The organism is Actinomycetospora sp., assembly GCF_036497585.1.
Classification (GTDB): Bacteria; Actinomycetota; Actinomycetes; order Mycobacteriales; family Pseudonocardiaceae; genus Actinomycetospora.
Genome location: NZ_DASXJD010000037.1, coordinates 35780 through 58858, shown reverse-complemented (window position 1 = coordinate 58858; position 23079 = coordinate 35780). Strand labels below are relative to the sequence as shown.

The window sequence follows — 23079 nt, the reverse complement described above, 5'->3', positions numbered from 1 at the left end:
CTGGAGCGTGAGCGCAGCGGCCGGGAGACCCGGCCGAAGCTGACCGCCGGCGCGCGGACCTTCGCGCTCATCGCCCTGGTGGGCGCGGTCGCCGCCGCCCTCGGCACGGCCGCGCTGGTGGTCGCCCTCGCCGCGGTGGTCGTGTTCGTCGTCGTGGGCTACGTGGTCGCGGCCCGGACGACGACCGATCCCGACCTCGGCACGACGACCGAGGTCGCGGCGCTGGGCACCTTCCTGCTCGGGGCGCTGGCGTGGGCGCAGCCGGCGTGGGCCGTCCCGCTTGGGGTCGGCCTGCTGGTGGTCCTGGCCGTCAAGCGCCCGTTGCACCGCTTCGCGACCAACCTGGTCACCGACCAGGACGTCACCGACGCCCTGCGGCTCTTCGTCGTGGCCCTCGTCGTGCTCCCGCTGCTGCCCGACCGTCCGCTCGGGCCGGGCGGCGTGCTCAACCCGGCGCGAATCTGGCTGCTCGTCGTCGTGCTCACGGTCATCGGCTGGGCCGGGTACGTGGCGGTCCGGGCCCTCGGGGAACGGGTCGGGCTGCTCGTCGTGGGGTTCCTCGGCGGGTTCGTCTCGGCGTCGGCGACGACGGTCGTGCTCGCCCGGCGCCGGCACGCCGCGTCCGGGACGGTGGTGCTCCCCGCCGTCCTCGCCGCCAGCGTCGCCACCCTGGTGCAGCTGGTGACGGTGGTGGCGGTCGCGTCCCCGACGGTCGCCGTGCGGCTGGTGCCCGCGGCCGCTGCGGGAGTGCTGGTGCTCGTCGCGGAGATCGCGTGGCTGGTGCGCGCCGGGCGCCGGGCGTCGCCGTCCGGGCCTGCTCCGGACGAGGGCGCGACCGACGACGCGCCGCCCTCCGAGCCCGAGGCCGGCCCCATGACCCGCCCGCTCTCGCTGACCGCCACGCTCACCCTCGCGGTGGTCCTGGTCGTGCTCCTGCTGCTCTCCCACACCGCCGCGGCCCTGGCGGGTGGGGGAGGGGTGATGCTGGTGGCCCTCGTCGGCGGGCTCGCCGACGCCCACGCCTCCGCGGTCGCCGCCGCGACCCTGGCGCCCGCGGTGATCCCGGTGGGCGCCGCGGTCACCGCGGTCGGGCTGGCGCTGGCGTCCAACACGGTCGCGAAGCTCGTGCTGGCCACGGCCGCCGGCGGCCGGGTGTTCGCCGTGCGGCTGGCGCTGCTGCTGCTCGCCCCCGCGGCGGCCGTCACCGTCGCACTCGTGCTCGTCCGCTGACCGGCTCAGGACGTCGACGAGGCGCCGCGGGCGGCAGGCACCCGGACATCCCGGGCCCCAACGGGAGGCGGGACCACGCTCACCGGACAGGGCGCGTGGCGCAGGCACCACCACCCGACCGACCCGAGCACGACCGTCCCGGTGGCGCCGCGACCCCGGTGGCCCAGGACGAGCACCTCGGCGCCCCGGGCACGCTCGGCGAGCACCGGGCCCGGGTCGCCGAACTCCACCCGGACGTCGACCGCCGGGGCGGGGAGCCCCGGGTGCTCGACGGCGTCGCCGGCCAGCACCTCCTCGACCACCGCCCGGGCCGTGGCGAGGGCACTCGCGTGCGCCGACTCCCGGTCGACGACGAACGGGACCCGGTAGAGCACGGCCCAGCGCTCGGGCGAGACGAGGGCGGTCACCACCTCGAGATCGGCCCCGCGCTCGCGGGCGTCCCGGATCGCGTGGCGCAGCGCGTGCCGCGCGGCGGTGCTCTCGTCGAGCCCCACCACCACGCGCCGCCGGGTGTCGTCCTCGGGCATGGTTCCTCCTCTCAGCGCCGGCGGGCACTCGCGTGGTGCACCGTCGCCAGCCCCCCACAGGGCCGCGGTCAGCAGGACCAGGACGAGCAGGGTCGCCAGGCTGCCGGTGACGAGCGTGGCGCCCGCCGCGAGGGCCGCGAGCACGCCGAGCGCGGCCAGCGGGCGCATGACGGCCGGGTCGCCGAGCATCGGGCGCATCCACCAGCCGCCGACCAGGCAGGCCGCCAGCCCGAGCACCACCACGGCGAGCGCCGTGGCCCGGGTGGAGAGGAAGACCTCGGCCACGCCGCCCACGACCCAGACGACGACCGCGAGGGCGACCAGCACCCCCGCGACGACGTCGCGGCTGCTCACGACCCGCGCCCGGCCGACGCGTGCGCCGGGCTCCTCGTGACGGCCCCGGGCACCGGGACGGGGGGCACGACCGCCACCGGGCACGCGGAGCGCAGGACGACCCCCGGCCGCGTCCGGCGCCGGGGATGCCACCAGCCGTGGTCGCCCACGCCGAGCACCACCATCTCCGCGTCCACCGACCGCTGCGCGAGGACGCGGTCGGGCAGCTCCCGCGCCACGACGATCTCCGCCGGCGGACCGCCGTCGGTGAGCACCAGGTCGTCGTGCGGGACGTCCCACGGGTCGCCGCAGCGCACGACGACGAGCGGGGCCGAGCGTGCGCGGGCGCGCTCGGCGGCGAAGCCCAGCGCCCGGTAGGACCCGGGCGTGCCGTCGTCCCCGACGACGACGGCGGCGTGGCCGTCGCCGCGGGTGCGCACGGCGGGGTCGCAGCCCTCGGGCACGACGACGACCGGGCCCGGCACGTGCCCGCACACCCCGCGGGCAATCCCGCCGAGGACCAGGTCGGTCACCGGACCGAGCCCGTCGCTGCCGAGGACGAGCAGGTCGGCGGTGCGGGCGCGGGCGCGCAGGACGCCGATGGTCGGTCCCTGCACCACGACGGACCCGACGGTCAGGCCGGGCGCCACCTCGCGGGCGGCGAGGGTCATCTCCGCGAGCTCGCGCTCGGCCAGGGCACGCAGACCGCGGGCGGCGGTGATGCCGGCGAAGACCTCGCCGGGCATCGCCCCGGCGGGCACCACCAGGGCGTTGACGAGGTGCAGCGGCAGCCCGCGCTCCCCGGCCTCCGCGGCGGCCCAGCGCACGGCGGCCGCGGATCGGCCCTCCGGAGCGACCCCGACCACGACCGCGCCGGTCACGATGCCCGCTCCGCCGTCGTGGCCGGGCGCGAGCCCAGCCGGTCGGCGACGGCCTGCGCCACCGCCTGCGTGCCGACCATCGACTCGACCACCACGAGCTCCCCGGACACCGGCCTCACCTCCTCGGAGGGTTCCGAGCCTCGGCCGTCGCCGCCCGGGCCGGCAGAGCCGGAGGGCCCGCCGTCGTGGCCCGAACGGTCGACGGTGACGAGCGCAGGACGAGGACGAGGAGCACCGGGACGACCTGCCGCGGGAGGACCAACGGCCCTCGTCCGGAGGCGGGCCACCGGACGACCGTGGAGGCCGCCAGAAACGCGCGTGCGAGGAGGAGCGACCCGATGGACGGTGGGGACATCGACGGGGGGACGCGAGCCGATCGCCCGGTGGTCGTCGGCCTCGACGGCTCGGTGGGCTCCCGGGAGGCGGCCCTGTTCGCCGCGCGGTCCGCGCGACGCCGGGGGACGCGGCTGGAGGCGGTCGTCGCGGTGGAGCCGCCCCGGCCCGAAGGTCGGGCTGTCGCGGCCGCGGCCGGCTTCCCGCTCGCGCCCCTCTCCGCGACGGCCGACCGGACCCGGCGGATGGCGCGGGGGATGCTCGACGACGTCGTCCACCAGGTGCGCCGCGAGGACGGCGAGGCGCCCCGGGCCGACGTCGTCACCGTGATCGGGGGGCCGGCCGAGGTGGTCGTCGACGCCGCGAAGGATGCCGTGGAGCTCGTCCTGGGCCACCGGGGGCTGGGGACGGTCTCGAGCGTGCTGCTCGGCTCGGTCGGGATGGCGAGCGTGCTGCACGCGAGCTGTCCGGTGACGGTCGTGCCGGTGAGCGTGCCCGGCGGCGCCGGCGTCGTCGTCGGGGTCGACGGCCGTGGGGACTCGCGGGCCGCGCTGGTCCACGCCGTGCGGGAGGCGGCCCGACGGGGGACGTCGGTGACGGCGGTGGTGGCCTACCCGGCCGAGGACGCCACCTGGCCCGCCGGGGGCGACCTCCCGCCGTGGCCCCAGGACCTCTGCCGGATCGAGGTGGACCGGGCACGCGGCTTCGTCGACGAGACGCTGGCGGCGCTGCGGCCGGACACCGCCGCGCTGCCTCCGGTCGAGGTGGTCGGCGCGCTCGGCTCTCCCACCGCCGCGCTCACCGAGGCCGCCCGCGACGCCGCCCTGCTCGTCGTCGGGCACCGGGAGCGCGGGGTCCTGCGCAGCACCCTGCTCGGCTCGATCGGCCTCGGGTGCGTCCTGCACGCGGTCTGCCCGGTCACGGTGGTGCCGGTGGCGACGTCGGCCCGAGAGCCGGAGTCCGCTACCCGTCCGCCGGCGGCCGCGACCCGCTGAGCCCCGACCCGCTGGGCCCCGACCCGCTGAGCCCCGTCCCGCTGAGCAGGGCGGCCCGCTCCCGGAAGACCCGCCAGCGTCGCTCGTTGTCGTGCACGAGGCGCGAGGACTCGCAACAGAGGTCGGCGGCCCGGTCGATCACCTCCGCCGCGGCCCGCAGGCGACCGGGACTGACCCGGGCGGCCGCGAGGTCGGCCCGCAGCGCCGTCGGGGTGAGGTCGACGCGGTCGAGCATGTCGGCGGCGCGCTCGAGCATCCGGGCGACGAGGGACTGCTCGTGCGCGGCGAGCCAGTCGTTGGTGATGATGCGCTGCCGCTCGCCCATGACGTCGGCGAGCGCGTCGACCTCGAGCAGGGCGGCGGCTACTCCCCAGCTGCTCGCCATCGCGTGCGCGAGCCACTCGCCGCCGGTGGCGAAGCCCTCGGCGTCGGTGCGCAGCTCGGCGATCATCGCCGAGAGCTCGACCGGGCGGCCCTCGCCCTCCATGAACAGTGCCCCGTCGAGGGCGATGGCCGCTTCGCTGTTGAGGTCCTCGGCGCCCTGGTAGGGGTTGCCGCCGCGGGCGGGGGCGGGCGTGGTCGTCTGCCACCGGTCGGCGAGGGCGTGCAGCGTGCGGGCGTGGCGCTGCAGCCGCACCGCGGTCTCCAACGGTGCGGTGGCGTAGAAGCGCTCGTGCTCGCGATGGAAGTGCGCGAGGTTGAGGACCGCGTCGAGCGGCGGTCGGGGATCGGCCATGGGGCCAGGCTGTGGGTGCCGGGGCCGGCGCCCGCAGAGCCGTTGGGGCCGTCGTGCCCGGGCCGGGCGGCCCGCGGTCACACCACCCCGACGCGGTCGAGCCACGCGCGCAGGGTCGCATGGGCGGCGTCGTCGCCGCGGCCGCGGTAGCCGACGTAGCCGTCGGGACGCACGGCGAGGACGGCGGTCCCGGGCCGGTCCTCGAGCACGTGCACGGTGAGCGCGCGCCGGGTCACGTCCCGGGGCGGGGGAGGCGTGTCGCGCCCGAGCAGGAGGTGCACGCCGGGGGTGGCGACCAGGTCGTGGACCCGCACCCGGCGGCCGTCGACCACGGCGTCCCGGTCCGGCAGTCGGTCGCCCGCCCGGGGACCGGCACCGCGTGGTCCCTCGTCGAGGGACAGCGGGCCGCCGCGGTGGCGCACCGTCAGGCCGGAGAGCAGCCGCATCGCGGGAGCGACCAGCGTGCGCCGTCGCAGCACGACCGGCAGGAGCGGGGCCGCGAGGGGCGCGCCCACCCCGCGCAGGAGGGCGGCGGGCAGGGCGGGTGAGGACTCGCCGCGGAAGACCTGGTCGGTGAGGGCGGTCGAGATCCTCGCGATCGGGCGCCGCTCGGTGACGTAGGAGTCGAGCAGCCGGTCCGGCTCGCTGCTGGTGGGCGCGAGGGCGAGCTTCCACCCCAGGTTCAGGGCGTCCTGCAGGCCGAGGTTCATGCCCTGGGCGGCGGCGGGGGAGTGGGTGTGGGCCGCGTCGCCGGCGAGGAACACCGGACCGGACCGGTAGCTCGTCGCGAGGCGGCGGGCGAGCCGCAGGCGCGTGTGCCAGGCCACCTCGGTGACGCACCCCGCGAGGCCGCCGGCGTCGAGGAGGCCCTGCAGGGCGCCGCGCGCGGCGAGGTCGGCACCCTCGCCCGGCCGGCAGGTCCCCAGGACCCGCCAGCTCGCCTGCTCCCCGAGGGCGAACACGAAGACGACCCCGCGCCGTCCGGCCGCCACGTGCGCCACCCCGGGGGCGAGGTCGGTGTCGAGCTCGACGTCGGCGAGCACGATCTCCTGCCGGTACCGCGTCTCCGAGGTGCCCACCCCCGCCAGGACGCGGACCCGCCCCTCCGACCCGTCGCACCCGACGACGTGGGTGGCGGTGGTGGTCCGCCGCCCGCGGGGGCCGGCCAGCTCCGCGGTCGCGCGGTCGGCGCCGAGCGCCAGACCGACGAGCTCGGTGCCGTGCGCGACGGGGATCCCGCGGGCGGCGACGCCGTCCGCGAGCACCTCCTCGACGTCGCGCTGGCGCAGGAGCTAGGGGTGACCGAACGCGGTGCCGGGCACGGCGAGGTCCGCGATCCGGACCGCGACCTCTCGGGCGCCGAGGTGGAGCCGGGCCTCGGGGTCCCGGTCGGCGCGGGCCGCGAGGGCGGGGACCACGCCGAGCGGGCGCAGCTGCTCGAGGGTGCGCGGGTGCACGACGAGCGCGCGGGAGGGGCGCCGACCGGTCCGGCGCTCGACGACGCGGACCCGGGCGCCGTGGTCGTGGGCCTGCAGCGCCAGCGCCAGGCCCGTCGGTCCGGCCCCGACCACGAGGAGATCGGCCGGCACCTCAGCCGACCGCGACCGGGTGCCACCACTCGTCGCGCACCAGGGAGGGCGTCGACGGCGAGGTGGCGGGCAGCAGCTCGTCGCGGTGCCGGCCGGGGAGCACGGTGTAGCCGATCGAGCCGCGCACGCTGACCAGCGCGAGGATCCACCACAGGCACCGCGCGTAGCGCTCCGCCCGCTCCGGGCCGTCCCATTCGTACAGGCCGCGGTACACGCCCCGCTCGTCGGCGGCCAGCCACCACTTCGCCACGAAGCCGGGGAAGCCGGCGAACAGCGGGGTGTTGAGCAGGCTCTCGGCCCGGAACAGGCTGTGCCCGATTCCGCGGACGCCGCGGAGCCGGAAGCGGACGACGAGCGCGCACGGCTCCCGGGCCGCGCGGCCCTCGACGACCGTCTCGCGGTAGATCCGGGCGGAGGTGCCGTCGGCGAACCACAGGACAGTGCCCACCCGGCGTCGGGGCAGGCGCAGGCGGTGGCCGGCCAGGAGCCGGAGCACCTCGATCGCACAGCGCAGCACGGCCGGCACCGCGACGCGGACCGGCAGTGGTGTCTGGGTGTCCACCTCGTCGCCTCCCCGACCGCGCGTCATCCGTCCACGATGCCCGTCGCGCGGCCGGGGCGGCACCGGTCCCGGGGCCTGCGCGGGCAGGTAGGGCGACCTCCGTCTCCGGGTCGTTCGTGTCTTGCCCCCGACCGCCGCCTGCGGAGGTGCCGGCGACGTGACCATCGGCCGCGCCATCAGGTCCGTCCGACCCCTGGGGACGGCAGCGGGGCCGTGGCTTCCTCGACGTCGTCGAACCGCGTGTCCGAGGAGGCCGTCGCCATGGGGAACCCCGTCATCCACTTCGAGATCGGCGGCAGCGACGCCGCCCGGTCCCGCGACTTCTACACCGAGCTGTTCGGGTGGACCGCCGAGCTCGGCGCCGACGGCTACGCCCTGGTCGACACCGGCAGCGGAGCCGGCATCGGGGGCGGGATCGTGCAGGCGCCCCTGGGGGTCCCGTCCTGGGTGACCTTCTACGTCGGCGTCGAGGATCTCGACGAGACCCTGGCCCGCGCGGAGAAGCTCGGCGCTCGCCGCATCATGGAACCCACCCCGATCGGCGAGGCGGGGATGTGCGCGATGCTCGCCGACCTCGACGGCAACATGGTCGGCCTCTTCGAGCAGCAGCCCGCCCCCGCGCGGGGCTGACGCCGGGTGGTGCGCCGCCGCCCCGAGCGGGTAGAAACGCCGATCGTGCCTTCGGAGCGTGAGTGGGCGGCGGCCCGGCGACGATTCGTCGACCACGACGCGCACGCCGGCCGGCCCGGTCCGCCCAGCGGCGGGGGAGGCCGGGGCGGCGAGCCCGACCTCGGGCCGCTGGCCGCCGAGTTCGTGGCCCTGAGCCACGAGCTGTTCACCGTGCCCGCGGAGACCGGCGTGGTCGGGGTGCTCGAGCGCGTGGTGCACCGGGCGCAGTCCCTGGTCCCCGCCGCCGACATGATCTCGGTGACCCTGCGGGAGACCGACGGCCGGTTCCACACCCCGGTCGAGACCGACCCGTTGGCCACGCGCGCTGACCACATCCAGTACGAGACCGGCGAGGGCCCGTGCGTGGAGGCCACCGCGCTCTCGGGCTCAGGCTTCAGCATCTGCGAGGACCTGGCGAACGACGCCCGCTACCCTCGCTTCGGACCCCGCGTCGTCGAGCTCGGCATGGTCGCCGTGTGCTCGACGGGTATGTTCCCCGGCGGTGAGCCACCACGCCTCGGAGCCCTCAACTTCTACTTCCGGGGCCCGGGTGTCACGGAGGTCGACCGCGACGCCATGCTGCTCCTGGCCGCGCACGCCGCGGTCGCGCTGCACTGGGCGCGCAACCTGGAGGCCGAGCAGCTCCGCACCACCCAGCTGCGCGAGGCCCTGCAGTCGCGGGACGTGATCGGCCAGGCCAAGGGCATGCTGATGCAGCGCCGCCACACCAGCGCGGACGAGGCCTTCGACATCATGCGTCGTGCCTCCCAGGACCTGAACGTCAAGCTGCGGGACATCGCGACGGCCATCGCGACGCGACGCGCCGAGCTCTGAGCATCACTCCGGGGGCTCGACCGGGTCGAGCACGAGGCGTCGCCCGGTGATCCGGTCGGCGCTGACGCGGATGACGTGTCCGCCTCGCCCCGTGACCCAGGGCCGACGTCGGACGTCGAGGACGGCGAGCAGCTCCTCCACGTCGTCGACCACGGCGGCACGGCCGATGACGAGCACGCTCCACCCGGTGTGCGAGGCGGGATCGATGTGATCGGCCTCGAAGGCGACCACGTCACCGCGCACCGCGGCCTCCAGCTTCGGCCCGGGTCCGGTGCGGATGACGATCGAATCCTCGTGCCGCACGAAGTTCACCGGGTGCACGGCCGGGAGCGCGTGCTCGGTGAACACCAGTCGGCCGATCGGGGCGGTCTCGAGCAACTGGAGGCACTGGGCCGCGGGCAGCGCCTCGACCTCGCGGGTCCCGATCATGCGTGTGCCCCGTCCCTGACGCGTGAGCTCCCGACCGGTCGGCCGTCCGGTCACGCTGGGCCCGGGTGACCCACGGCGTCAGTGCCGTGTCGACCGGAAGTCCCGGACGTTGGTCCCGGTCCTCACCGACCAAGGACCGGTGTGACGGCGCCCGACGTCACCGCGGGACGTCGAACATGGTGTCGCGGATCGTGCGGGTGAGGGTCTCGAAGACGTCGATCTGGTCGAGGAGCATGTCCCGGAAGCGCTTCTCGACCTGGCCGGCGACGTTGGCCAGGGTCAGGCTGCTGCGCTGGAGCTGGGAGAACACCGTCTGCTGCAGCCCTTCCAGGGCTCGTTCGCGATCCTCGAGACGGTGGACGCGCTCCCGGTCGTGGCGTGCTCGCGCCAGGGCCAGGGTGGTGGCGGCCTGGGTCGCGAACCCGTGCACCATCTCGGTCTCGAGCTCGCGGAAGGAGGGCTGGTCGGCGGTGCGGGTCAGGCTCAGTACCGTTGGCAGGGCCGCTTCGTTGTCGTGGATCGGCGGCAACGGCGCGGCGAGCACCGCGACGACGCCGGGGGCGTGCTCGGCGAGCGTCGCCGTGCGGGGGTCGGAGGCCGCGTCCCGGACGATCACCGGTTGGCCGGTGTCGAGCACGGCCCGGGTGACCGACTTGCCGTCGGGGATCCGCTGGCCGCGCAGCGGCTCGAGCGCTCCCGCGGCGCCCATCACGTCGACGCGGTCCGGCTCGTCGGCGTCGATGGCGGTCAGGGTGGCCGAGTCGGCGCCGGCGACGTCGACGGCCACCTCCAGCAGCGCCTGCCACGCCTCGCCGAGTTCCACGTCGTCGCGGAGCAAGCGTCGGGCCAGGTCGGTGCCGGCCTGGTTCCAGCGTTGCTGGCGCTGGGCCCGCTCGAGCAGCACGGCGTTCTGCACGGCGACGGCTGCGGCGGCCGCGAGGGCCACGACGAGCTGTTCGTCGTCCTCGCCGAACGCGCTGGTCCGCTCGTCGGCGAGGTAGAGGTTGCCGTAGGTGACGGTGCCCGCGCGCACCGGTGCCCGGAGGAACGAGCGGATCGGGGGCTCGTGGGATCGGACCTGCTCGAGCGCGTCGGGGTGGGAGGCGAGGTCGTCGATCCGGGCGCTGCGGGGGTCGTCCACGCGCCACCCCAGCACCCCGGTGTCGGCCGGCAGCCGGCGCAGCATCTCCACCAGGGGCAGGTCGCCGTCGCGGTGCACCACCTGCGTCATCAGGCCGTCGTGGAGCAACCCCAACGCCGCCCAGCGGGAGCCGAGGAGCTCGCGGGCGGCGTCCACGAGCCGCGTGAGCACCTCGTCGAGGTCGAGGTCGGCCGCGACGTACTGGGTGGCCTTCAACAGGCCGCGCAGCCGCCCCTGGGTCGACCGGACCTCCTCGGCACGGGTGATGACCTGGTCGAGCAGCTCGTCGAGCTCGAGACGGGCCAGGGCCGGGAAGTGCAGGGTTGTCGTCGGGTCGCCCTCGTCGCCGGGCCCGGCCGCGCCGTCGGAGGAGACCGGCCCCGCCTCGTCGTCACGGTCCTGAGCCATCGCGACCCTCCCTCACCTACCCCTTCTCCACCGTGCACCGGCCGCCGTTCGCGCGACAGATGACGGTGTCCACCGGCGAAGAGAATTCACCGGGAAGGGCGGTGCGACCTCAGCAGAATCGGGCGTCGGTGACGGAGAAGTCGAAGAAGGCGCCCTGCGGCCACCGTTCGGTGTCGACGTCCCAGCCGATCAGCCCGGACGCGGGGAGGAGGACGTCGCCCCACCGGCGGTACGCGGTGATGTGCCCGCCGAAGCGGTGCCGGGCCCAGGTCCCGGTGCCGTCCGGGTCTCCCCAGCGGTCGAGGACCAGGGACGTGACCTGCCCGAGGCGGTCGATCCGGTAGGTCACCGACTGCGGGAGGCCGTCGAGGTCGTAGTGGTACGTGGCGGTGTCCGGGCCCTCCGAGGTCCCCACAAAGCCTCCGCGGCGGCGCGACCCGCCGCGGAGCGCGAGACGTCCGCGCCCTCGTCCCGCGCGACGGGGACGCAGCCCGTCGAGATCCTGCTCGCCGAATCCCCCGGCCGGGGAGCCTCGAGCAGCCGGGTCTCGACGGGGTGGCCGAGACCTGACCCCTCGGGCCTCGCCGACCTCAGGGACGCTTGACGACGGTGAGGAGCACGACGCTGTCCTCCAGGGCCTCGAGGGCGTGGGGTATCGCCGGGATGATGAGCAGGTCACCGGAGCGGCCGTCCCAGGTGTCGTCGCCGGCGGTGAGTCGGACGCGGCCGGACCGCACCTGCAGGGTGGCCTCCCCGGGGCTGTCGTGCTCGGCCATCACGGCGCCCCGGGTGATCGCCATCAGGGTCTGGCGGAGCAGGTGCTCGTGTCCGCCGAACACGGTGCGTGCCGCACGCCCGCTGCTCGACGCCACGGCACGCTCGAGCTGTTCCCGGGCGAGGGCGTCCAACGAGAGCTTCTGCACCGTCCTCACATCCCCGCCGCGCCGTCGCCGCGCTCGGCCGCGCGGGCGGCGACGTCGGCGGCGACCATCTCCACCGCCTCGGACCACGAGACGCGCACGTGGCCGCCCTTGCCGCGCGCCCGCTGGTAGGCGCGGCGCCACTCCGGGTCGCCCACCACGTCGGCCCAAGCCAGCACCGGGTCACCCAGGTCGCGGTAGAAGACGTCGCCGTCGCGGCCCCCGCGCAGGTGCTCCGTGCGGAGGTCCGGAGAGACCTCCCGGCGGGTGAAGAACCGTCCGGCCTTGACCAGCAGGTCGGCCACCGGGCCGTCGGTCGCCCCGCCTGCGCCGGGGGACGCGAGCAGATCAGTCACGGCGGAACTCCTCTCTCGGGCCCGGCGGCGCCGGGCGCTGCGGCTCCGCAGCACGCCAGACAACGTTTCCAGCGGATGACCACGCCGAGTAGCGGCCGCTGGTCCCGAGATCCGGGCCATCCGACCCGATCCGGACGAGCGTCAGGAGCGGCCGGGCCCCGGGTCCGTTCGGACGCGCTCGAGCACGAGCGAGGCGAATGCGACGGCGGCCTCGCCGGAGACGGTGGTGGCGGCCGCGGCGCTCGCTGTTCCCGCCCGCGTCCTCGGCGACGATCGCGGCGCCGGGTGACGAGCAGCCCGCGCGACGACCAGGTCCCAGCGGGGACCTGGTCGTGCAGGCGTCGGAGTTCATCGGCACCACGCCGCAGGGCGACGACGGGGTCCATCGCCACCGGCGGGTCGTGGTCACCCGTCGCGACCGGTCGTGCCCTCACGTGAGCGCGACGACGGCGAGGACGGCCAGGGCGCCGATCTTGACCACCTCGAGGCCGACGTAGACGAAGTGGGCGTGCGAGCGCGGGCCGTCGGTCTCGCCCGCCAGCACCCGGTCCGAGCGACGGGTGAGGAAGGGGCGGACGGCGACGAGCTGGGCGGCGAGCGCCGCGACCGCCACGGCGCCGGCCACCACCAGCGCGAGCGGGTGGGCGTCGAGCACGGCGGCCGGGACGACCACCGCGGCGAGGACGACCTCGATCCGGTTCAGCGCCGCGAACACGCGGCGACCGATCCCGAGACCGATCGCCAGCGTCACCCCCGGCGCCCGGAACCTCAGCGGGGCCTCCACGAAGGAGATCGCGGCGACCATGCCGAACCACACGGACGCCACGGCCCCCACGAGGACGTTCACGGAACCTCGCCTCCTGCCGGGGCGGCGGGGCGGTGGCGCACCGACGTGGCCGTCAGGGCGGCGGCGGTCGCGGCCGTCGCGGCCAGCAGCAGGAAGCCGACGAAGCAGCTGCCGGTCAGCCCGTACACCGAGCCCATCACCAGGGGCGGGAAGAACCCGCCGAGCCCGCCGGCCGCCCCGACGACGCCGGTGACCGTCCGGATGCGGTCGGCCGGCACCAGGCGTGCCACGAGCGCGACGACCGCCCCGGTGCCGAGCCCGATGCCGAGGAACGCCGTCGTCGCGACCGGGACCAGGGTGAGCTGCAGCGCCGCGAGCACGGCCAGGACCGTAGCGGCGGCGTAGGACGCGAGCAGCACCCTGACGGGGTCGAGCCTGTCGGAGAGACAGCCGCCCACCGGCCGGTCGGCCCGGTCCGCGGGGCTCAAGCCGACCGTGGAGGAGGCCGCGATAGCGGTGCCGCCCATGCCGGCGCCGAACACGCCCAGGCCCAGAACGTCACCGCGAACCCCATCAGGTCACGACGACCGGGTGACCGGGTCCCCGCCCGCCGAAGGAGGCGAGCAGGCGGTCGGCGTCGGCGCTCACGTCCCGGACGCAGGTACATCCGGGGGATGTGCGTCCCGGTGCCAGGCGATGAGGAACTGGAGGGCGAGCTGGTTGACCGCGTAGTCGTGCTCGGCCTTGACCCGGTCCCGCTCGGCCTGGCGATTCTGCGACAGCAGGATCAGCGGCGCGGCGTAGGCGGCCTGGGTCGAGAACAGCAGGTTGAGCAGGATGAACGGGTACGGGTCCCAGGCCCGCAGGATCCCGACGACGTTCGCGGCGATCCAGATCACCGATGGCCGCCGACTGCGCCAGGATGAACGTCCACGAGCCGAAGCGCGCCGTCACGCGGTCGGCCACCCGCTCGCCCATCGTGGCCCCGCCGTGGCGGACCCGGTTGGCGGAGTGGCGGTCGGCGGGGGGCGCGACGGGCCCCGGGGGCGGCCCGGCGTCGGGGGCCACGGGTGCGGGGCGCACCTCCGTCACGGTCGTCCTCCCGGTCCGTCGTGTGCGATCAGTCCGGGCTCTCCGGGAGACCGGTCGACGAGGTGCGCGCCCGGCTCCGCCCGGTGCTCGCGGACGTGACGTTGCCGGCGCACCGCTGGGAGCTGGTGGCCGAGGCGGACCGCTGGGGCGTCGACCGACGCACCCGGTTCCTCCTGTTGGCGGTCCCGGGCCGCATCTACCGCGGTCTCGGGGACCTGGCGGCCGAGATCGTGAGGCCCCGGGCGCATCGTTGATCGTCCCCGCCCTCCCGTCGTGGTGGTGCAGGACACGTGGTGCTTCGTGGCGAGACGTCCGGATGGGGACCTTCGGCGGTGGGCGACGGGCCGTGGCGGGTCTGGCGGCAGGGTCCGCCCGGGACGTTGATGGCGGCAGCCCGAGCGGGCGGTCCGACACGGTCGGGCCGGCTCCGGGTCCCGACGGACGACGACCACACCGAGGTGACCATGACCATCACGGCCTCCAGCAGCGCGCCCAGCGGCTGGACCCGCGACGCGGACGGGCTGCTGCGCATCGAGCGCGCCACGATCTGGCGGGACGAGCTCGTCGAGCTCGTGGTGCTCGCCGAGCACGGGGACGACGCGGCCGGCCGCCGGCTCGCGGACTGGCTCGCGGCCGACACCACGGTGCAGGCGGTGTTCACGGCGATCGCCCGCGACGTGACGGCCGTCCGGGCGGTCCTCGAGACCGACCCGCCGGCGCCCGGGGCCCGCCGGCCCGGCTGAGCGCGGGGCGGGGACCGACCGTGTCGGCCGATCCGCAGGAGGACCGGGAGCACGACACCGCGGATCGCGAGGGTGTGCACCGACTCGCCGCGGCGACCGTCGCCGAGCTCCTCGCCTGGCGCGACCTCGGGGTGCGCGACGAGGTGCTCCTCGCGCTCCTGGACCACGCCGAACCGCTCGCGGACCGGACCAGGCTCGCCGCTCTCACGCGGCAGGAGTACCGGACGCACGGGTACGCCGTCGTCGCGCTGCTGCTGACCCAGGGCGACCGCAGCGCCGGGGATCTCGCGACCGAGCTGATCGAGCTGCTCGAGGGGTGACCCCCTGTCTGCGACGACGTGGGTGCCGGGTCAGGCGGGCTGGCGGGCGAGGTCCCGCAGCTGGTCGAGGAGGGCGTCCTGCTCCGGCGTCGTGGGACGACCTGCCGCCGCGCTGATGCCGCCCTTGTCCCGGTTCATCAGCAGCGGGATGTCGGGCTCGCCGTCCTCGCTCACCCGGGCCATCGACCAGCGTCCGAACACACCCGACGATCGGCCGGATGATCGACCCCGGAGGGCCCTGGCGTGGCGGCGTCGGGTCAGCTCGGGAGGACGAACGAGTAGCCGTGGGCGCGCAGCCAGGGGATGAGCTGCGTGACCGCCTGCACGGTCTGGTCCCGCGGGCCGCCGCCGTCGTGGAAGAGGATGACCGCGCCGGGGCGCACCTGCGCCTCGACGATGCGGACGATGGCCTCGGTGCCGGGGCGGCTCCAGTCGCGCGGGTCGACCGTCCAGCCGAGGGGCTGCATGCCGTCCCGGGCGGACATCCGGACGAGGCTCGGGGTCCAGTTCCCGTCGGGCGCCCGGAAGTAGTCGACGTCGGCCTTCCCGGCGGCGGCGAGGGACCTTGCCGGGCGCCCCGGTAGTGGCGAGCACGACCGGGGTCGGGCGCGGGGGGGGGCCGGTGTCGACGAGGACGACGCCCCGGCGCGCGCCGCGGGCGCTACCGCGGCGCTGCTCAGGGCAAGCGTCGCGAGGACCGCGACGATGACGGCGATCACTCCGCGTCGAGTCCCACCTGCCCCATCCGCCACAAGCGTCACACCATAGGGGCGTCGGGCCCCCCGACCGGTCCGCGGCGCCGGAGGTCGACTCCCGACGGCGGATGAGCAGACCGACGTGGAACCGGGGCCCCGGACGGGCAGCCCCCACCCGAGCCATCCGATCGGCGAGGGAGCCGCACCATGTCCGACCGCCACGTGAAGCCCACCGACGAGGGCTGGGCCGTCACGGCCCCCGACGACGACCAGGTCACCGCCCGCACCGCCACGGAGGTCGAGGCGGTCGAGCGCGCCGTCAACATCGTCGCCGACCAGGGCGGCGGCCAGGTGGTGGTGCACGGCAGCGAGGGGGAGGTCGTCGAGACCCACCAGGTCGACGCCGGCACCACCGAGATCAGCCGCACCGCCGCCGAGATCGCGGAGAACGCCGGGGTCGAGGGCGCCGTGGAGGCCGTGGAGGCCGCGGTCGGCGACGCGGAGGAGGGCGTCGCCGACGCCGCCTCCGTCGTCGCCGCCGAGCAGACCGGCCACACCCCCGAGGCTGTGCACGCGGTCGGTGGTACCGAGACGCAGGCCACCTCGGACACCGGCTCGGGGACCGGCGGGACGGGCGACGACGCCCAGGAGCTCGCCGACACGACCCGCGCCGCGGCGCAGGAGGTGGCGGCGACCGCCGGGACCGCGGCGTCCGAGACCGCCGAGGCGGCCGAGGAGGTCGCCGAGGAGGCGTCGACCGCCGGGAAGAAGGTCCGCGGCCACACCCGCGGCGCGGCGAAGCGCGCCGCCGCCACCGCCGGGGTCGGCGCGTCCCGCGTCGGCGACCAGGTCGAGGCCGCACGCCGCGGGGATACGAGCGTCGGGGCCGCGGCGGAGGACGCCGTCGAGACCGCGCGGACCACCGGCCGTCGGGTGGCCGACGAGGCCGGGAGCACCGCGCGCGAGGTCGCGGGCGAGACCCGCGCCGCCGGTCGCCGGGCTGCCGCCCGGGCAGAGGCCACCGCGCGCGAGGTGGGCGAGGACGTGGTGGCGGGGGCCGACCGCGTCGCCGGGCGTGGCGCGGAGATCGGCGAGCAGGCCGAGGACACCGCGGACCAGGTCGGCCGGCAGATCCACGAGTACACCGAGGCGGTGGCCGCGCCGCTGGACCAGCTCGCCCGGACGCTGAACCCGGTCCGGATCGGGGGCCGCGTCGTCGGCGTCCTCGTCGCCGGTGGCCTGCACCTGTTTGGGGTCGGCGCGGCCCGCGGCACCGCCGCCGCGCAGCAGCGCGCCCACCGCGTCGCCGGCCGCTGAGAGGGGTCCGGGGCCGGCGATCGGCCCTGCTCAGCCGGCGGCGGTGGCCGCCGGCTGACGGGCCAGGGTGAGGACCTCGGGGCCGTGCTCGGTGATGGCCACGGTGTGCTCGATGTGGGCGGCACGGGTGCCGTCTGCGGTGCGCAGGGTCCAGCCGTCGGGGTCCTCGTCGTAGGCGTCGGTGCCGCCGGCGATGAGCATGGGCTCGAGGGCGAGGACCAGCCCGGGCCGGAGCCGGAGCCCGCGGCCGGGTCGGCCCTCGTTGGGGACGTGGGGTGCCTCGTGCATCTCGCGGCCGATGCCGTGGCCGCCGTGGCCCTCCATGAGTCCGTAGCCGGCGTCGCGGGAGACCCGGCCGATGGCGTGGGCGACGTCGCCGAGCTTGGCGCCGGGCTGCGCGGCGGCGATGCCGGCGTCGAGGGCGGCCCGGGTGGTGGCGATCAGGGCCTCGTCGCGGCGGGCGACCTCGGGGTCGGGGTGCTGCCCGACGACGAACGAGATGGCGGCGTCGCCGCTCCAGCCCCGGAACCGGGCGCCGCAGTCGACGGAGACGAGGTCCCCGTCGGCGAGGACGTCGCGGCCGGGGATCCCGTGCACGACGGCGTCGTTGACGCTGATGCAGGTGACCCCGGGGTACGGCGAGGGTGCGGTGCTCGGCCGGTAGCCCAGGAACAGCGGCTCCGCGCCGGCCTCGGCGATGACCTCGGCGGCGACGCGGTCGAGCTCGTCGAGCGACTTCCCGACGGCCGCCGCGTCCCGGACGGCGCCCAGTGCGGCGGCGGTGATCCGGCCGGCCTCGCGCATCAGCTCGATCTCGGCGGGGGTCTTGAGTTCGATCATCACCGCGGCACTCCCCGGGTCGGGATAACTTTCCCGGTATTAGTATCACGCCCATGGTGCGAGTGCCGCTGACCCCGCAGGAGCGCGACCGGGGCCGTCGCCTCGGGGAGGTGCTGCGCGAGGCGCGCGGCTCCCGGTCGATGACCGCGGTGGCGGCGGCGGTCGGCATGCCGGTCGAGACCCTGCGCAAGATCGAGTCCGGACGGGTGCCGACGCCGGCGTTCTTCACGGTGGCGGCCCTGGCGGGTGAGCTGGACCTGCCGCTGGACGTCCTGGTCGAGGCCTGCGGACCACCGGCCGAGATCGACGCACCCCGGACGGCGTGAGGGCTCGTAGGCTGCTCGAGGTGTCGGCGGACGGTGAGCGTGGCGGGGTTCGTGCGTCGAACCGCGAGCGCGAACTGGTGGTGCAGCGGCTGGCGCGCGCCTTCGCGCACGGGCGCCTCACTCCCGCCGAGTACGACGAGCGGGTCGCCGCCGCCTACGCCTGCACCGACCGTGACGAGCTGGCGAGGCTCACGGACGATCTCCCGGGTCGGCTGTGGTGATCGCCGGCGGCACGTCGGGGAGCGGCTCGGCCCCGGCGTGATCGACGGGTGCGGGCTCGTCGGGCTCCGGTGACGAGGCGGCCCGGTCGCCGGACATGTGCTCGAAGAACCGCAGCAGCTCGACGGGGAACGGCATGACCAGGGTGCTGTTCTTCTCGGCCGCGACGTCGGTGACGGTCTGGAGCAGCCGGAGCTGGAGCGCCCCGGGGGTGCCGCTCATGGTGCCCGCCGCCTCGGAGAGCTTGCTCGAGGCCTGCAGCTCGCCATCGGCGGCGATCACCCGCGCCCGCCGGTCCCGCTCCGCCTCGGCCTGCCGGGACATCGAGCGCCGCATGCTCTCGGGCAGGGAGATGTCCTTGATCTCGACGCGCTCGACGGTGATGCCCCAGTCCTCGGTCGGCGCGTCGATGACGTCCCGCAGCTCGTCGTTGATGCGGGCGCGATCGGACAGCAGCGTGTCCAGGTCGGCGCGGCCGATCACCGACCGCAGCGAGGTCTGCGCGACCTGGGACGTGGCATGCACGTAGTTCTCGACGTTGATCACCGCGCGGACCGGGTCGTCGACGCGGAAGTAGACCACGGCGTCGACGCCGATCGTCACGTTGTCGCGGGTGATCGTCCCCTGGGAGGGGACGTCGAGCACGATCGTCTGGATCGAGACCTTCCGCATGCGGTCGGCCACCGGGATCATCACCCGCAGCCCGGGCTGCCGGACCTCGGACAGCAGCCGCCCGAACCGCAGGACGATGCCCCGCTCGTACTGCTGCACCAGCCGGAGGGACGAGGACGCCAGGATCGCCGCCAGCACGACCACGACGACGATCACGATCAGGGCTACTTCCATGGCACGGCTCCTCCTCCTGGCAGGGAGCTCCTCACGGGCCCCTGCTCGTCACCCCATCCTGCTCCTCGACGGGGTCGTCGCGCCGCGCCTCGGCGCGTGCCCCCGGGTACTCCGGAACCCGTGACCCGTCCTCACGCCGGCCTCCTCGCCCGCGCCCTCGGCCCGGTGCTGCACCGCACGGTCCGTGACGGCGCCGCCCACGAGGCCGGCGTGCTGCCCCAGGCGCTGTGCCGGGAGGTCCTCGACGAGCTCGCCGCCGAGACCTTCGTCGGTCTCTCACCGGTCGAGGGCCGGTACGGGGTGCGCCAGGAGGGCGAGCACCGGGTGTTCGCGGGCGGGGACATCCGTACGCACCGGGGGGTGCACGCCCTGGTCGACGCCGTCGTCGCGGGCGTGCGGGCGCACGCCGACGAGATCGAGGGTCTCGACGCCTGGTGCCCCGACGAGGTCGCGGTGCAGCGCTACGAACCCGGCAGCGCGGGCATCTCGACCCACCGCGACGGTCGTCGCCACCGCCACCTCGTCGCGATCCTGACCCTCGAGGGCTCGGCCCTGCTGCGGCAGTGCTCCGACCGGGAGGGCACCACGCTCCGGGCCTGGGAGGCCGACGCCGGGAGCCTCGTCCTGCTGCGCGGCCCCGGCCTGGCCGGGACCGACGACGAGCGACCCCTGCACGCGGTCGACGGCCCGCGGGAGCACCGCCGGACCTCGTTCACCCTGCGGGCGACGTAGGCGAGCGGGAGTCCCGGCCCTCGTCGTCGTCGTCCGGCGCGGCGAGGGCCAGGGCGAGCAGGAGACGGTCGCGCGCGTCGGTGAGGCGCCGGCCGGTGAGGGACTCGAGGCGGCTCAGGCGGTACATCACGGTGTTGCGGTGGCAGTAGAGGACGCCGGCCGCGCGCGACGGCGAGCCGTCGGCGTCGAGCACCGCGCGCACCGTGGCGAGCAGCGTCGCGCGCTCGGGTGCGGGCAGGTCGAGCAGGCCGCCCAGGGCGGCGCGGCACAGCCGCGGCACGAGGTCCGGCGCCTCGGCGAGGAGGGCCTCGGGGAGGCGGTCGTCCAGGGCGGCCGAACCACCGGCCCCGGCCGGCAGGGTGCGGGCCGCCAGTCGTGCCCACCGGTGCGCGACGTGGAGCCGGGCCAGCCCGCGCACGGGCGGCGAGACCCCCACCGGCACCGAGGCCCGCTTCCCGAGCGCGGCGACCACGGCCGGGACGGCCGCAGCCGCGTCCTCGGGTGGGACGACGACGCCGACCACCTCGGCGGAGCGCACGTGCCAGAGCGACGGGGCGATCCCGGCAAGCGCCTCGGCGGGGGAGGGGAGCGGGTCGTCCACGGCCTCCCCGGTGGTGGCGACGACGCAGAGGAGCTCGGGGTCCTCAGGCAGGTCGAGCAGGCGGGCGGCGTCGCGGGCCACGGCGGGTTCGTGGCCGCCGCCGGCGAGCAGCGCCTCGAGCACCGCCCAGCGCCGGCCGAGCTCGAGCCCCTGCAGCCGGGCCTCCTCGCGGCGGTAGGCGTCGACGAGGCGGTCGGAGCTGGCGTCGAGGATCCGCCAGACGTCGTCGGCGGCGACGAGCAGCGCCGCGTCGTGCATCCCGCCGAAGCGACTGCGCGAGACCTCGCGCATCCGCTCCCACACCAGCCGTCCGCACTGCCGGTAGGCCCGCAGCACGACCTCGAGCGGCACTCCCTGCCGGGCCCGCCGCCGACCGGTGTCGACGGTGACGGCGGCGGCGTCGGCGTCGGGAGGGAGGTCGCCGGCCAGCTGGGTGAGCAACCGGTCCAGGCTCGCCCGGCAGGTCGCCCGCAGGTCGTCGGCCACGGGCACGCCGAGCACCTCGTAGACGTCCTCGCGTTCGAGGATCCGCGCCGTCAGCCGGTCGGCGAGCTCGTCGACCTCCTCGCGCAGCGCGCGGCACAGCACCGTCAGCGTGTCCCCGGCGGGGCCGAACGAGCCGGCGGGGACGGTCGGCACGGCCACCACGGCAGCATGCCGTGCCACCCGCTGTGCGGTCCACGTCACATGTTGTGCTCGCCGCCCATACCGCCCGCCGCGTCGTGCGGTCAGGCTGGGCGGGTCTCGAGAACCGGCTCGTCGGGTCCCGCAGGTGCCGCGGGAGGAAGGAACCGGACATGGCGACGACGGCGGCGGGGACCGGACCGGCGGCGGACGACCGGCGGGAGGTGCGCCGGACCTCCCTGGTGAGCCTGCTGGGCTCGACGATCGAGTGGTACGACTTCTTCATCTACGGGACCGCCGCCGCGCTGGTCCTCAACACCGCGTTCTTCCCGAACGCCGACCCGTTCCTCGGGACGCTGGCGGCCTTCAGCTCGTTCGCGGTCGGGTTCATCGCCCGACCGATCGGCGGCATCATCTGGGGCCACTTCGGCGACCGGATCGGGCGCAAGAAGGCGCTCGTGTCCGCGCTGTTCCTCATGGGGGCGTCGACGACGCTGGTCGGCCTGCTGCCCGGCTACGCGACGATCGGGGTCGCCGCCCCGGTGCTGCTGTTCGCGCTGCGCGTCCTGCAGGGCATCGCCGTCGGGGGGCAGTGGGGCGGCGCGGTCCTCATCGCCACCGAGTACGCCCCGCGGCACCGCAAGGGCTACTACGGCAGCTTTCCGCAGCTCGGCGTCCCCATCGCGGTGATCCTCTCGAACGGGCTCTTCCTCGCCCTCGAGGCGGGGCTCGGGCAGGAGGCGTTCCTGGCCTGGGGGTGGCGTGTCCCGTTCCTGCTCTCGGTCCTGCTGATCGGTGTCGCCCTGTACGCCCAGCTGCGCCTCGAGGACACCCCGGTCTTCAAGCAGGTCGCGGCGCAGGCCGGCGCGCAGCGGCGCTCCCCGGTCCTGGAGGTGCTGCGCTCGCACCCGAAGCAGGTGCTGCTGGCCGCCGGCTCGTTCATCGCGGTCAACGGCGGCTTCTACCTCTTCGTCGTTTACGCGCTCTCCTACGGCACGAAGACGCTCCACCTGTCCGAGACGACGATGCTCATCGGCATCCTCGGGTCCAGCGCGGTCAACCTCGCGCTCATCCCGCTCTTCGCCCTGCTCTCGGACCGGATCGGCCGCCGCCCGGTCTACCTCGCCGGCGCGATCGGCACCGTCGTCGCCGCCTTCCCGGTGTTCTGGTTGATCGACACGCGCTCGACGTTCCTGATCTTCCTCGGGCTCCTGATCGGCGGGATCGCCAACTCCGCGATGTACGGCCCGCAGGCAGCGCTGTTCGCCGAGCTCTTCAGTGCCGAGGTCCGCTACTCGGGGGCGTCGCTGGGCTACCAGATCGGCGCGGTGCTCGGCGGCGGGCTGGCCCCGCTGATCGCGGCCTCGCTCTACCAGGCCACCGGGACCTCGGCGTCGACGTCGCTCTACCTGCTGGTCATGGGTGTGATCACGGCGGTCTGCGCGTGGTTGCTCCACGAGACCCACCGGCCCGAGGACCGTGTCGCGGCCGTACCGGACCGTGGATCGGAAGCGGCCGACTCCGCCCGCTGACCGAGGCGGGGGCCGGTCGAACCCGTGGCGACGAATCGGTTGGTCCGATTCGGCGAGGCCGGACAAGGCCCCGCGAGCGACGAGGGGGCGGCGTCTTCCTCATGACCGGCTCTACGACGGGAAGACGCACCACCTGCACGGGTCGCCGGCGTTCTGGTCGAGCCCCGACCACGGTCCCCTGCTCTTCTGCTGGGGGGAGAACGAGTGCCTGCGGGCCTGGTCGATCGACCGGGACGGCACGACGACCTTCCTGGCCAAGAGCGCCGAGATCGCGTCCGCGGGGATGGGGGGCCGAGGCGGCATGCCCGGGGGCTTCCTCGCCGTCAGCTGTGACGCGGACGCACCGGGAACCGGGATCGTCTGGGCGACCGCTACGGGTCCTGGTCACGACGTACGAGGGTCGGGTCGACGTGTACGGGCTGGCCGAGCCGTCGCCGCGCCCGGTCCCAACGTCCGAGCGCA

General features: G+C 75.7%; 28 protein-coding genes and 2 pseudogenes. 12 read left to right on the top strand and 18 right to left on the bottom strand.

Features of this window, described 5'->3' with window-relative positions; genetic code table 11:
• A partial coding sequence (locus tag VGH76_RS03480; RefSeq protein ID WP_331555209.1) for a DUF4010 domain-containing protein occupies nucleotides 1–1230 on the top strand: 1230 nt, incomplete at its 5' end.
• A gap of 5 nt (nucleotides 1231–1235) precedes the next feature.
• Here the strand turns inward: VGH76_RS03480 and VGH76_RS03475 are convergent.
• Nucleotides 1236–2111 (bottom strand): universal stress protein, encoded by an 876-nt coding sequence (locus tag VGH76_RS03475; RefSeq protein ID WP_331555208.1) that lies wholly within the window; start codon nucleotides 2109–2111, stop codon nucleotides 1236–1238.
• Nucleotides 2108–2971: a universal stress protein gene (locus tag VGH76_RS03470; RefSeq protein ID WP_331555207.1), complete on the bottom strand. Its 864-nt coding sequence runs from the start codon at nucleotides 2969–2971 to the stop codon at nucleotides 2108–2110. Before VGH76_RS03470 ends, VGH76_RS03475 begins: the two co-directional genes overlap by 4 nt.
• Nucleotides 2972–3309: 338 nt before the next feature.
• Between VGH76_RS03470 and VGH76_RS03465 the strand changes: the two genes are divergently transcribed.
• Nucleotides 3310–4299: a universal stress protein gene (locus VGH76_RS03465; RefSeq protein WP_331555206.1), complete on the top strand. Its 990-nt coding sequence runs from the start codon at nucleotides 3310–3312 to the stop codon at nucleotides 4297–4299.
• Here the strand turns inward: VGH76_RS03465 and VGH76_RS03460 are convergent.
• From VGH76_RS03460 to VGH76_RS03445, 3 genes and pseudogenes are all read right to left on the bottom strand, one after another.
• Nucleotides 4268–5035, bottom strand: a complete 768-nt coding sequence (locus VGH76_RS03460) for a hypothetical protein (protein WP_331555205.1) — start codon at nucleotides 5033–5035, stop codon at nucleotides 4268–4270. The two genes, VGH76_RS03465 and VGH76_RS03460, sit on opposite strands and share 32 nt — an antisense overlap.
• A 77-nt stretch (nucleotides 5036–5112) precedes the next feature.
• Nucleotides 5113–6606: pseudogene (locus tag VGH76_RS27885) on the bottom strand (FAD-dependent monooxygenase).
• Nucleotides 6607–6625: 19 nt separating this feature from the next.
• Nucleotides 6626–7213 (bottom strand): hypothetical protein, encoded by a 588-nt coding sequence (locus tag VGH76_RS03445; protein WP_331555204.1) that lies wholly within the window; start codon nucleotides 7211–7213, stop codon nucleotides 6626–6628.
• Between the two features lie 234 nt (nucleotides 7214–7447).
• Between VGH76_RS03445 and VGH76_RS03440 the strand changes: the two genes are divergently transcribed.
• Both VGH76_RS03440 and VGH76_RS03435 read left to right on the top strand, forming a co-directional pair.
• Nucleotides 7448–7816 (top strand): VOC family protein, encoded by a 369-nt coding sequence (locus VGH76_RS03440; RefSeq protein ID WP_331555203.1) that lies wholly within the window; start codon nucleotides 7448–7450, stop codon nucleotides 7814–7816.
• 45 nt (nucleotides 7817–7861) lie between these two features.
• On the top strand, nucleotides 7862–8689 hold the full coding sequence (locus VGH76_RS03435) for an ANTAR domain-containing protein (RefSeq protein ID WP_331555202.1): 828 nt from the start codon (nucleotides 7862–7864) through the stop codon (nucleotides 8687–8689).
• 3 nt (nucleotides 8690–8692) lie between these two features.
• Here VGH76_RS03435 and VGH76_RS03430 read toward each other — a convergent pair whose 3' ends face one another.
• The 8 genes and pseudogenes from VGH76_RS03430 to VGH76_RS03395 form a co-directional block, all read right to left on the bottom strand.
• Entirely contained in the window at nucleotides 8693–9118 is a 426-nt protein-coding gene (locus VGH76_RS03430) for a pyridoxamine 5'-phosphate oxidase family protein (protein ID WP_331555201.1), read from the bottom strand.
• Between the two features lie 157 nt (nucleotides 9119–9275).
• Nucleotides 9276–10667 (bottom strand): GAF domain-containing protein, encoded by a 1392-nt coding sequence (locus VGH76_RS03425; protein ID WP_331555200.1) that lies wholly within the window; start codon nucleotides 10665–10667, stop codon nucleotides 9276–9278.
• A gap of 109 nt (nucleotides 10668–10776) precedes the next feature.
• Nucleotides 10777–11082 (bottom strand): DUF6544 family protein, encoded by a 306-nt coding sequence (locus VGH76_RS03420; RefSeq protein ID WP_331555199.1) that lies wholly within the window; start codon nucleotides 11080–11082, stop codon nucleotides 10777–10779.
• Nucleotides 11083–11257: 175 nt separating this feature from the next.
• A complete protein-coding gene (locus VGH76_RS03415) occupies nucleotides 11258–11599 on the bottom strand; it encodes a cupin domain-containing protein (protein WP_331555198.1) in 342 nt (113 codons plus the stop codon).
• Complete coding sequence (locus VGH76_RS03410; protein WP_414637660.1) at nucleotides 11596–11943, bottom strand: hypothetical protein; 348 nt, start codon at nucleotides 11941–11943, stop codon at nucleotides 11596–11598. Before VGH76_RS03410 ends, VGH76_RS03415 begins: the two co-directional genes overlap by 4 nt.
• A gap of 430 nt (nucleotides 11944–12373) precedes the next feature.
• The gene (locus VGH76_RS03405) at nucleotides 12374–12790 is read right to left on the bottom strand and encodes a hypothetical protein (protein WP_414637659.1); all 417 of its coding nucleotides are present in this window, start codon (nucleotides 12788–12790) and stop codon (nucleotides 12374–12376) included.
• The gene (locus VGH76_RS03400) at nucleotides 12787–13218 is read right to left on the bottom strand and encodes a hypothetical protein (protein WP_331555197.1); all 432 of its coding nucleotides are present in this window, start codon (nucleotides 13216–13218) and stop codon (nucleotides 12787–12789) included. The genes VGH76_RS03405 and VGH76_RS03400 overlap by 4 nt, the downstream gene beginning before the upstream one ends.
• 156 nt (nucleotides 13219–13374) lie before the next feature.
• Nucleotides 13375–13629 (bottom strand): annotated as a pseudogene (locus VGH76_RS03395) (DUF1003 domain-containing protein); the annotation flags it as partial.
• Between the two features lie 213 nt (nucleotides 13630–13842).
• Here VGH76_RS03395 and VGH76_RS03390 point away from each other — a divergent pair.
• From VGH76_RS03390 to VGH76_RS03380, 3 genes are all read left to right on the top strand, one after another.
• On the top strand, nucleotides 13843–14076 hold the full coding sequence (locus VGH76_RS03390) for a hypothetical protein (RefSeq protein WP_331555195.1): 234 nt from the start codon (nucleotides 13843–13845) through the stop codon (nucleotides 14074–14076).
• Nucleotides 14077–14286: 210 nt separating this feature from the next.
• Nucleotides 14287–14565, top strand: a complete 279-nt coding sequence (locus VGH76_RS03385) for a hypothetical protein (protein ID WP_331555194.1) — start codon at nucleotides 14287–14289, stop codon at nucleotides 14563–14565.
• A gap of 20 nt (nucleotides 14566–14585) precedes the next feature.
• On the top strand, nucleotides 14586–14885 hold the full coding sequence (locus VGH76_RS03380) for a hypothetical protein (RefSeq protein WP_331555193.1): 300 nt from the start codon (nucleotides 14586–14588) through the stop codon (nucleotides 14883–14885).
• 30 nt (nucleotides 14886–14915) lie between these two features.
• On the opposite strand, the gene VGH76_RS03375 is transcribed toward VGH76_RS03380, so the two are convergent.
• On the bottom strand, nucleotides 14916–15059 hold the full coding sequence (locus VGH76_RS03375) for a hypothetical protein (protein ID WP_331555192.1): 144 nt from the start codon (nucleotides 15057–15059) through the stop codon (nucleotides 14916–14918).
• Between the two features lie 83 nt (nucleotides 15060–15142).
• Nucleotides 15143–15370: a hypothetical protein gene (locus VGH76_RS03370; protein ID WP_331555191.1), complete on the bottom strand. Its 228-nt coding sequence runs from the start codon at nucleotides 15368–15370 to the stop codon at nucleotides 15143–15145.
• 417 nt (nucleotides 15371–15787) lie between these two features.
• Between VGH76_RS03370 and VGH76_RS03365 the strand changes: the two genes are divergently transcribed.
• Nucleotides 15788–16897 carry a DUF2188 domain-containing protein gene (locus VGH76_RS03365; RefSeq protein ID WP_331555190.1) on the top strand — a complete coding sequence of 370 codons (1110 nt, stop codon included), beginning with the start codon at nucleotides 15788–15790 and terminating at the stop codon, nucleotides 16895–16897.
• Between the two features lie 30 nt (nucleotides 16898–16927).
• Here VGH76_RS03365 and map read toward each other — a convergent pair whose 3' ends face one another.
• Nucleotides 16928–17737 carry a type I methionyl aminopeptidase gene (gene map / locus VGH76_RS03360; RefSeq protein WP_331555216.1) on the bottom strand — a complete coding sequence of 270 codons (810 nt, stop codon included), beginning with the start codon at nucleotides 17735–17737 and terminating at the stop codon, nucleotides 16928–16930.
• Nucleotides 17738–17790: 53 nt separating this feature from the next.
• Between map and VGH76_RS03355 the strand changes: the two genes are divergently transcribed.
• On the top strand, nucleotides 17791–18063 hold the full coding sequence (locus tag VGH76_RS03355) for a helix-turn-helix transcriptional regulator (protein WP_331555189.1): 273 nt from the start codon (nucleotides 17791–17793) through the stop codon (nucleotides 18061–18063).
• 20 nt (nucleotides 18064–18083) lie between these two features.
• Nucleotides 18084–18284 carry a DUF1707 domain-containing protein gene (locus VGH76_RS03350; RefSeq protein WP_331555188.1) on the top strand — a complete coding sequence of 67 codons (201 nt, stop codon included), beginning with the start codon at nucleotides 18084–18086 and terminating at the stop codon, nucleotides 18282–18284.
• Here VGH76_RS03350 and VGH76_RS03345 read toward each other — a convergent pair.
• Nucleotides 18253–19128, bottom strand: coding sequence for a slipin family protein (locus tag VGH76_RS03345; RefSeq protein ID WP_331555187.1), 876 nt, complete (start codon nucleotides 19126–19128; stop codon nucleotides 18253–18255). The two genes, VGH76_RS03350 and VGH76_RS03345, sit on opposite strands and share 32 nt — an antisense overlap.
• 120 nt (nucleotides 19129–19248) lie before the next feature.
• Here VGH76_RS03345 and VGH76_RS03340 point away from each other — a divergent pair, with 120 nt between their 5' ends.
• The gene (locus tag VGH76_RS03340) at nucleotides 19249–19860 is read left to right on the top strand and encodes a hypothetical protein (protein WP_331555186.1); all 612 of its coding nucleotides are present in this window, start codon (nucleotides 19249–19251) and stop codon (nucleotides 19858–19860) included.
• On the opposite strand, the gene VGH76_RS03335 is transcribed toward VGH76_RS03340, so the two are convergent.
• Nucleotides 19841–21106, bottom strand: coding sequence for a helix-turn-helix domain-containing protein (locus VGH76_RS03335; RefSeq protein ID WP_331555185.1), 1266 nt, complete (start codon nucleotides 21104–21106; stop codon nucleotides 19841–19843). The two genes, VGH76_RS03340 and VGH76_RS03335, sit on opposite strands and share 20 nt — an antisense overlap.
• Nucleotides 21107–21258: 152 nt before the next feature.
• Between VGH76_RS03335 and VGH76_RS03330 the strand changes: the two genes are divergently transcribed.
• Nucleotides 21259–22617 (top strand): MFS transporter, encoded by a 1359-nt coding sequence (locus VGH76_RS03330; protein WP_331555184.1) that lies wholly within the window; start codon nucleotides 21259–21261, stop codon nucleotides 22615–22617.
• Nucleotides 22618–23079 lie beyond the last annotated feature (462 nt).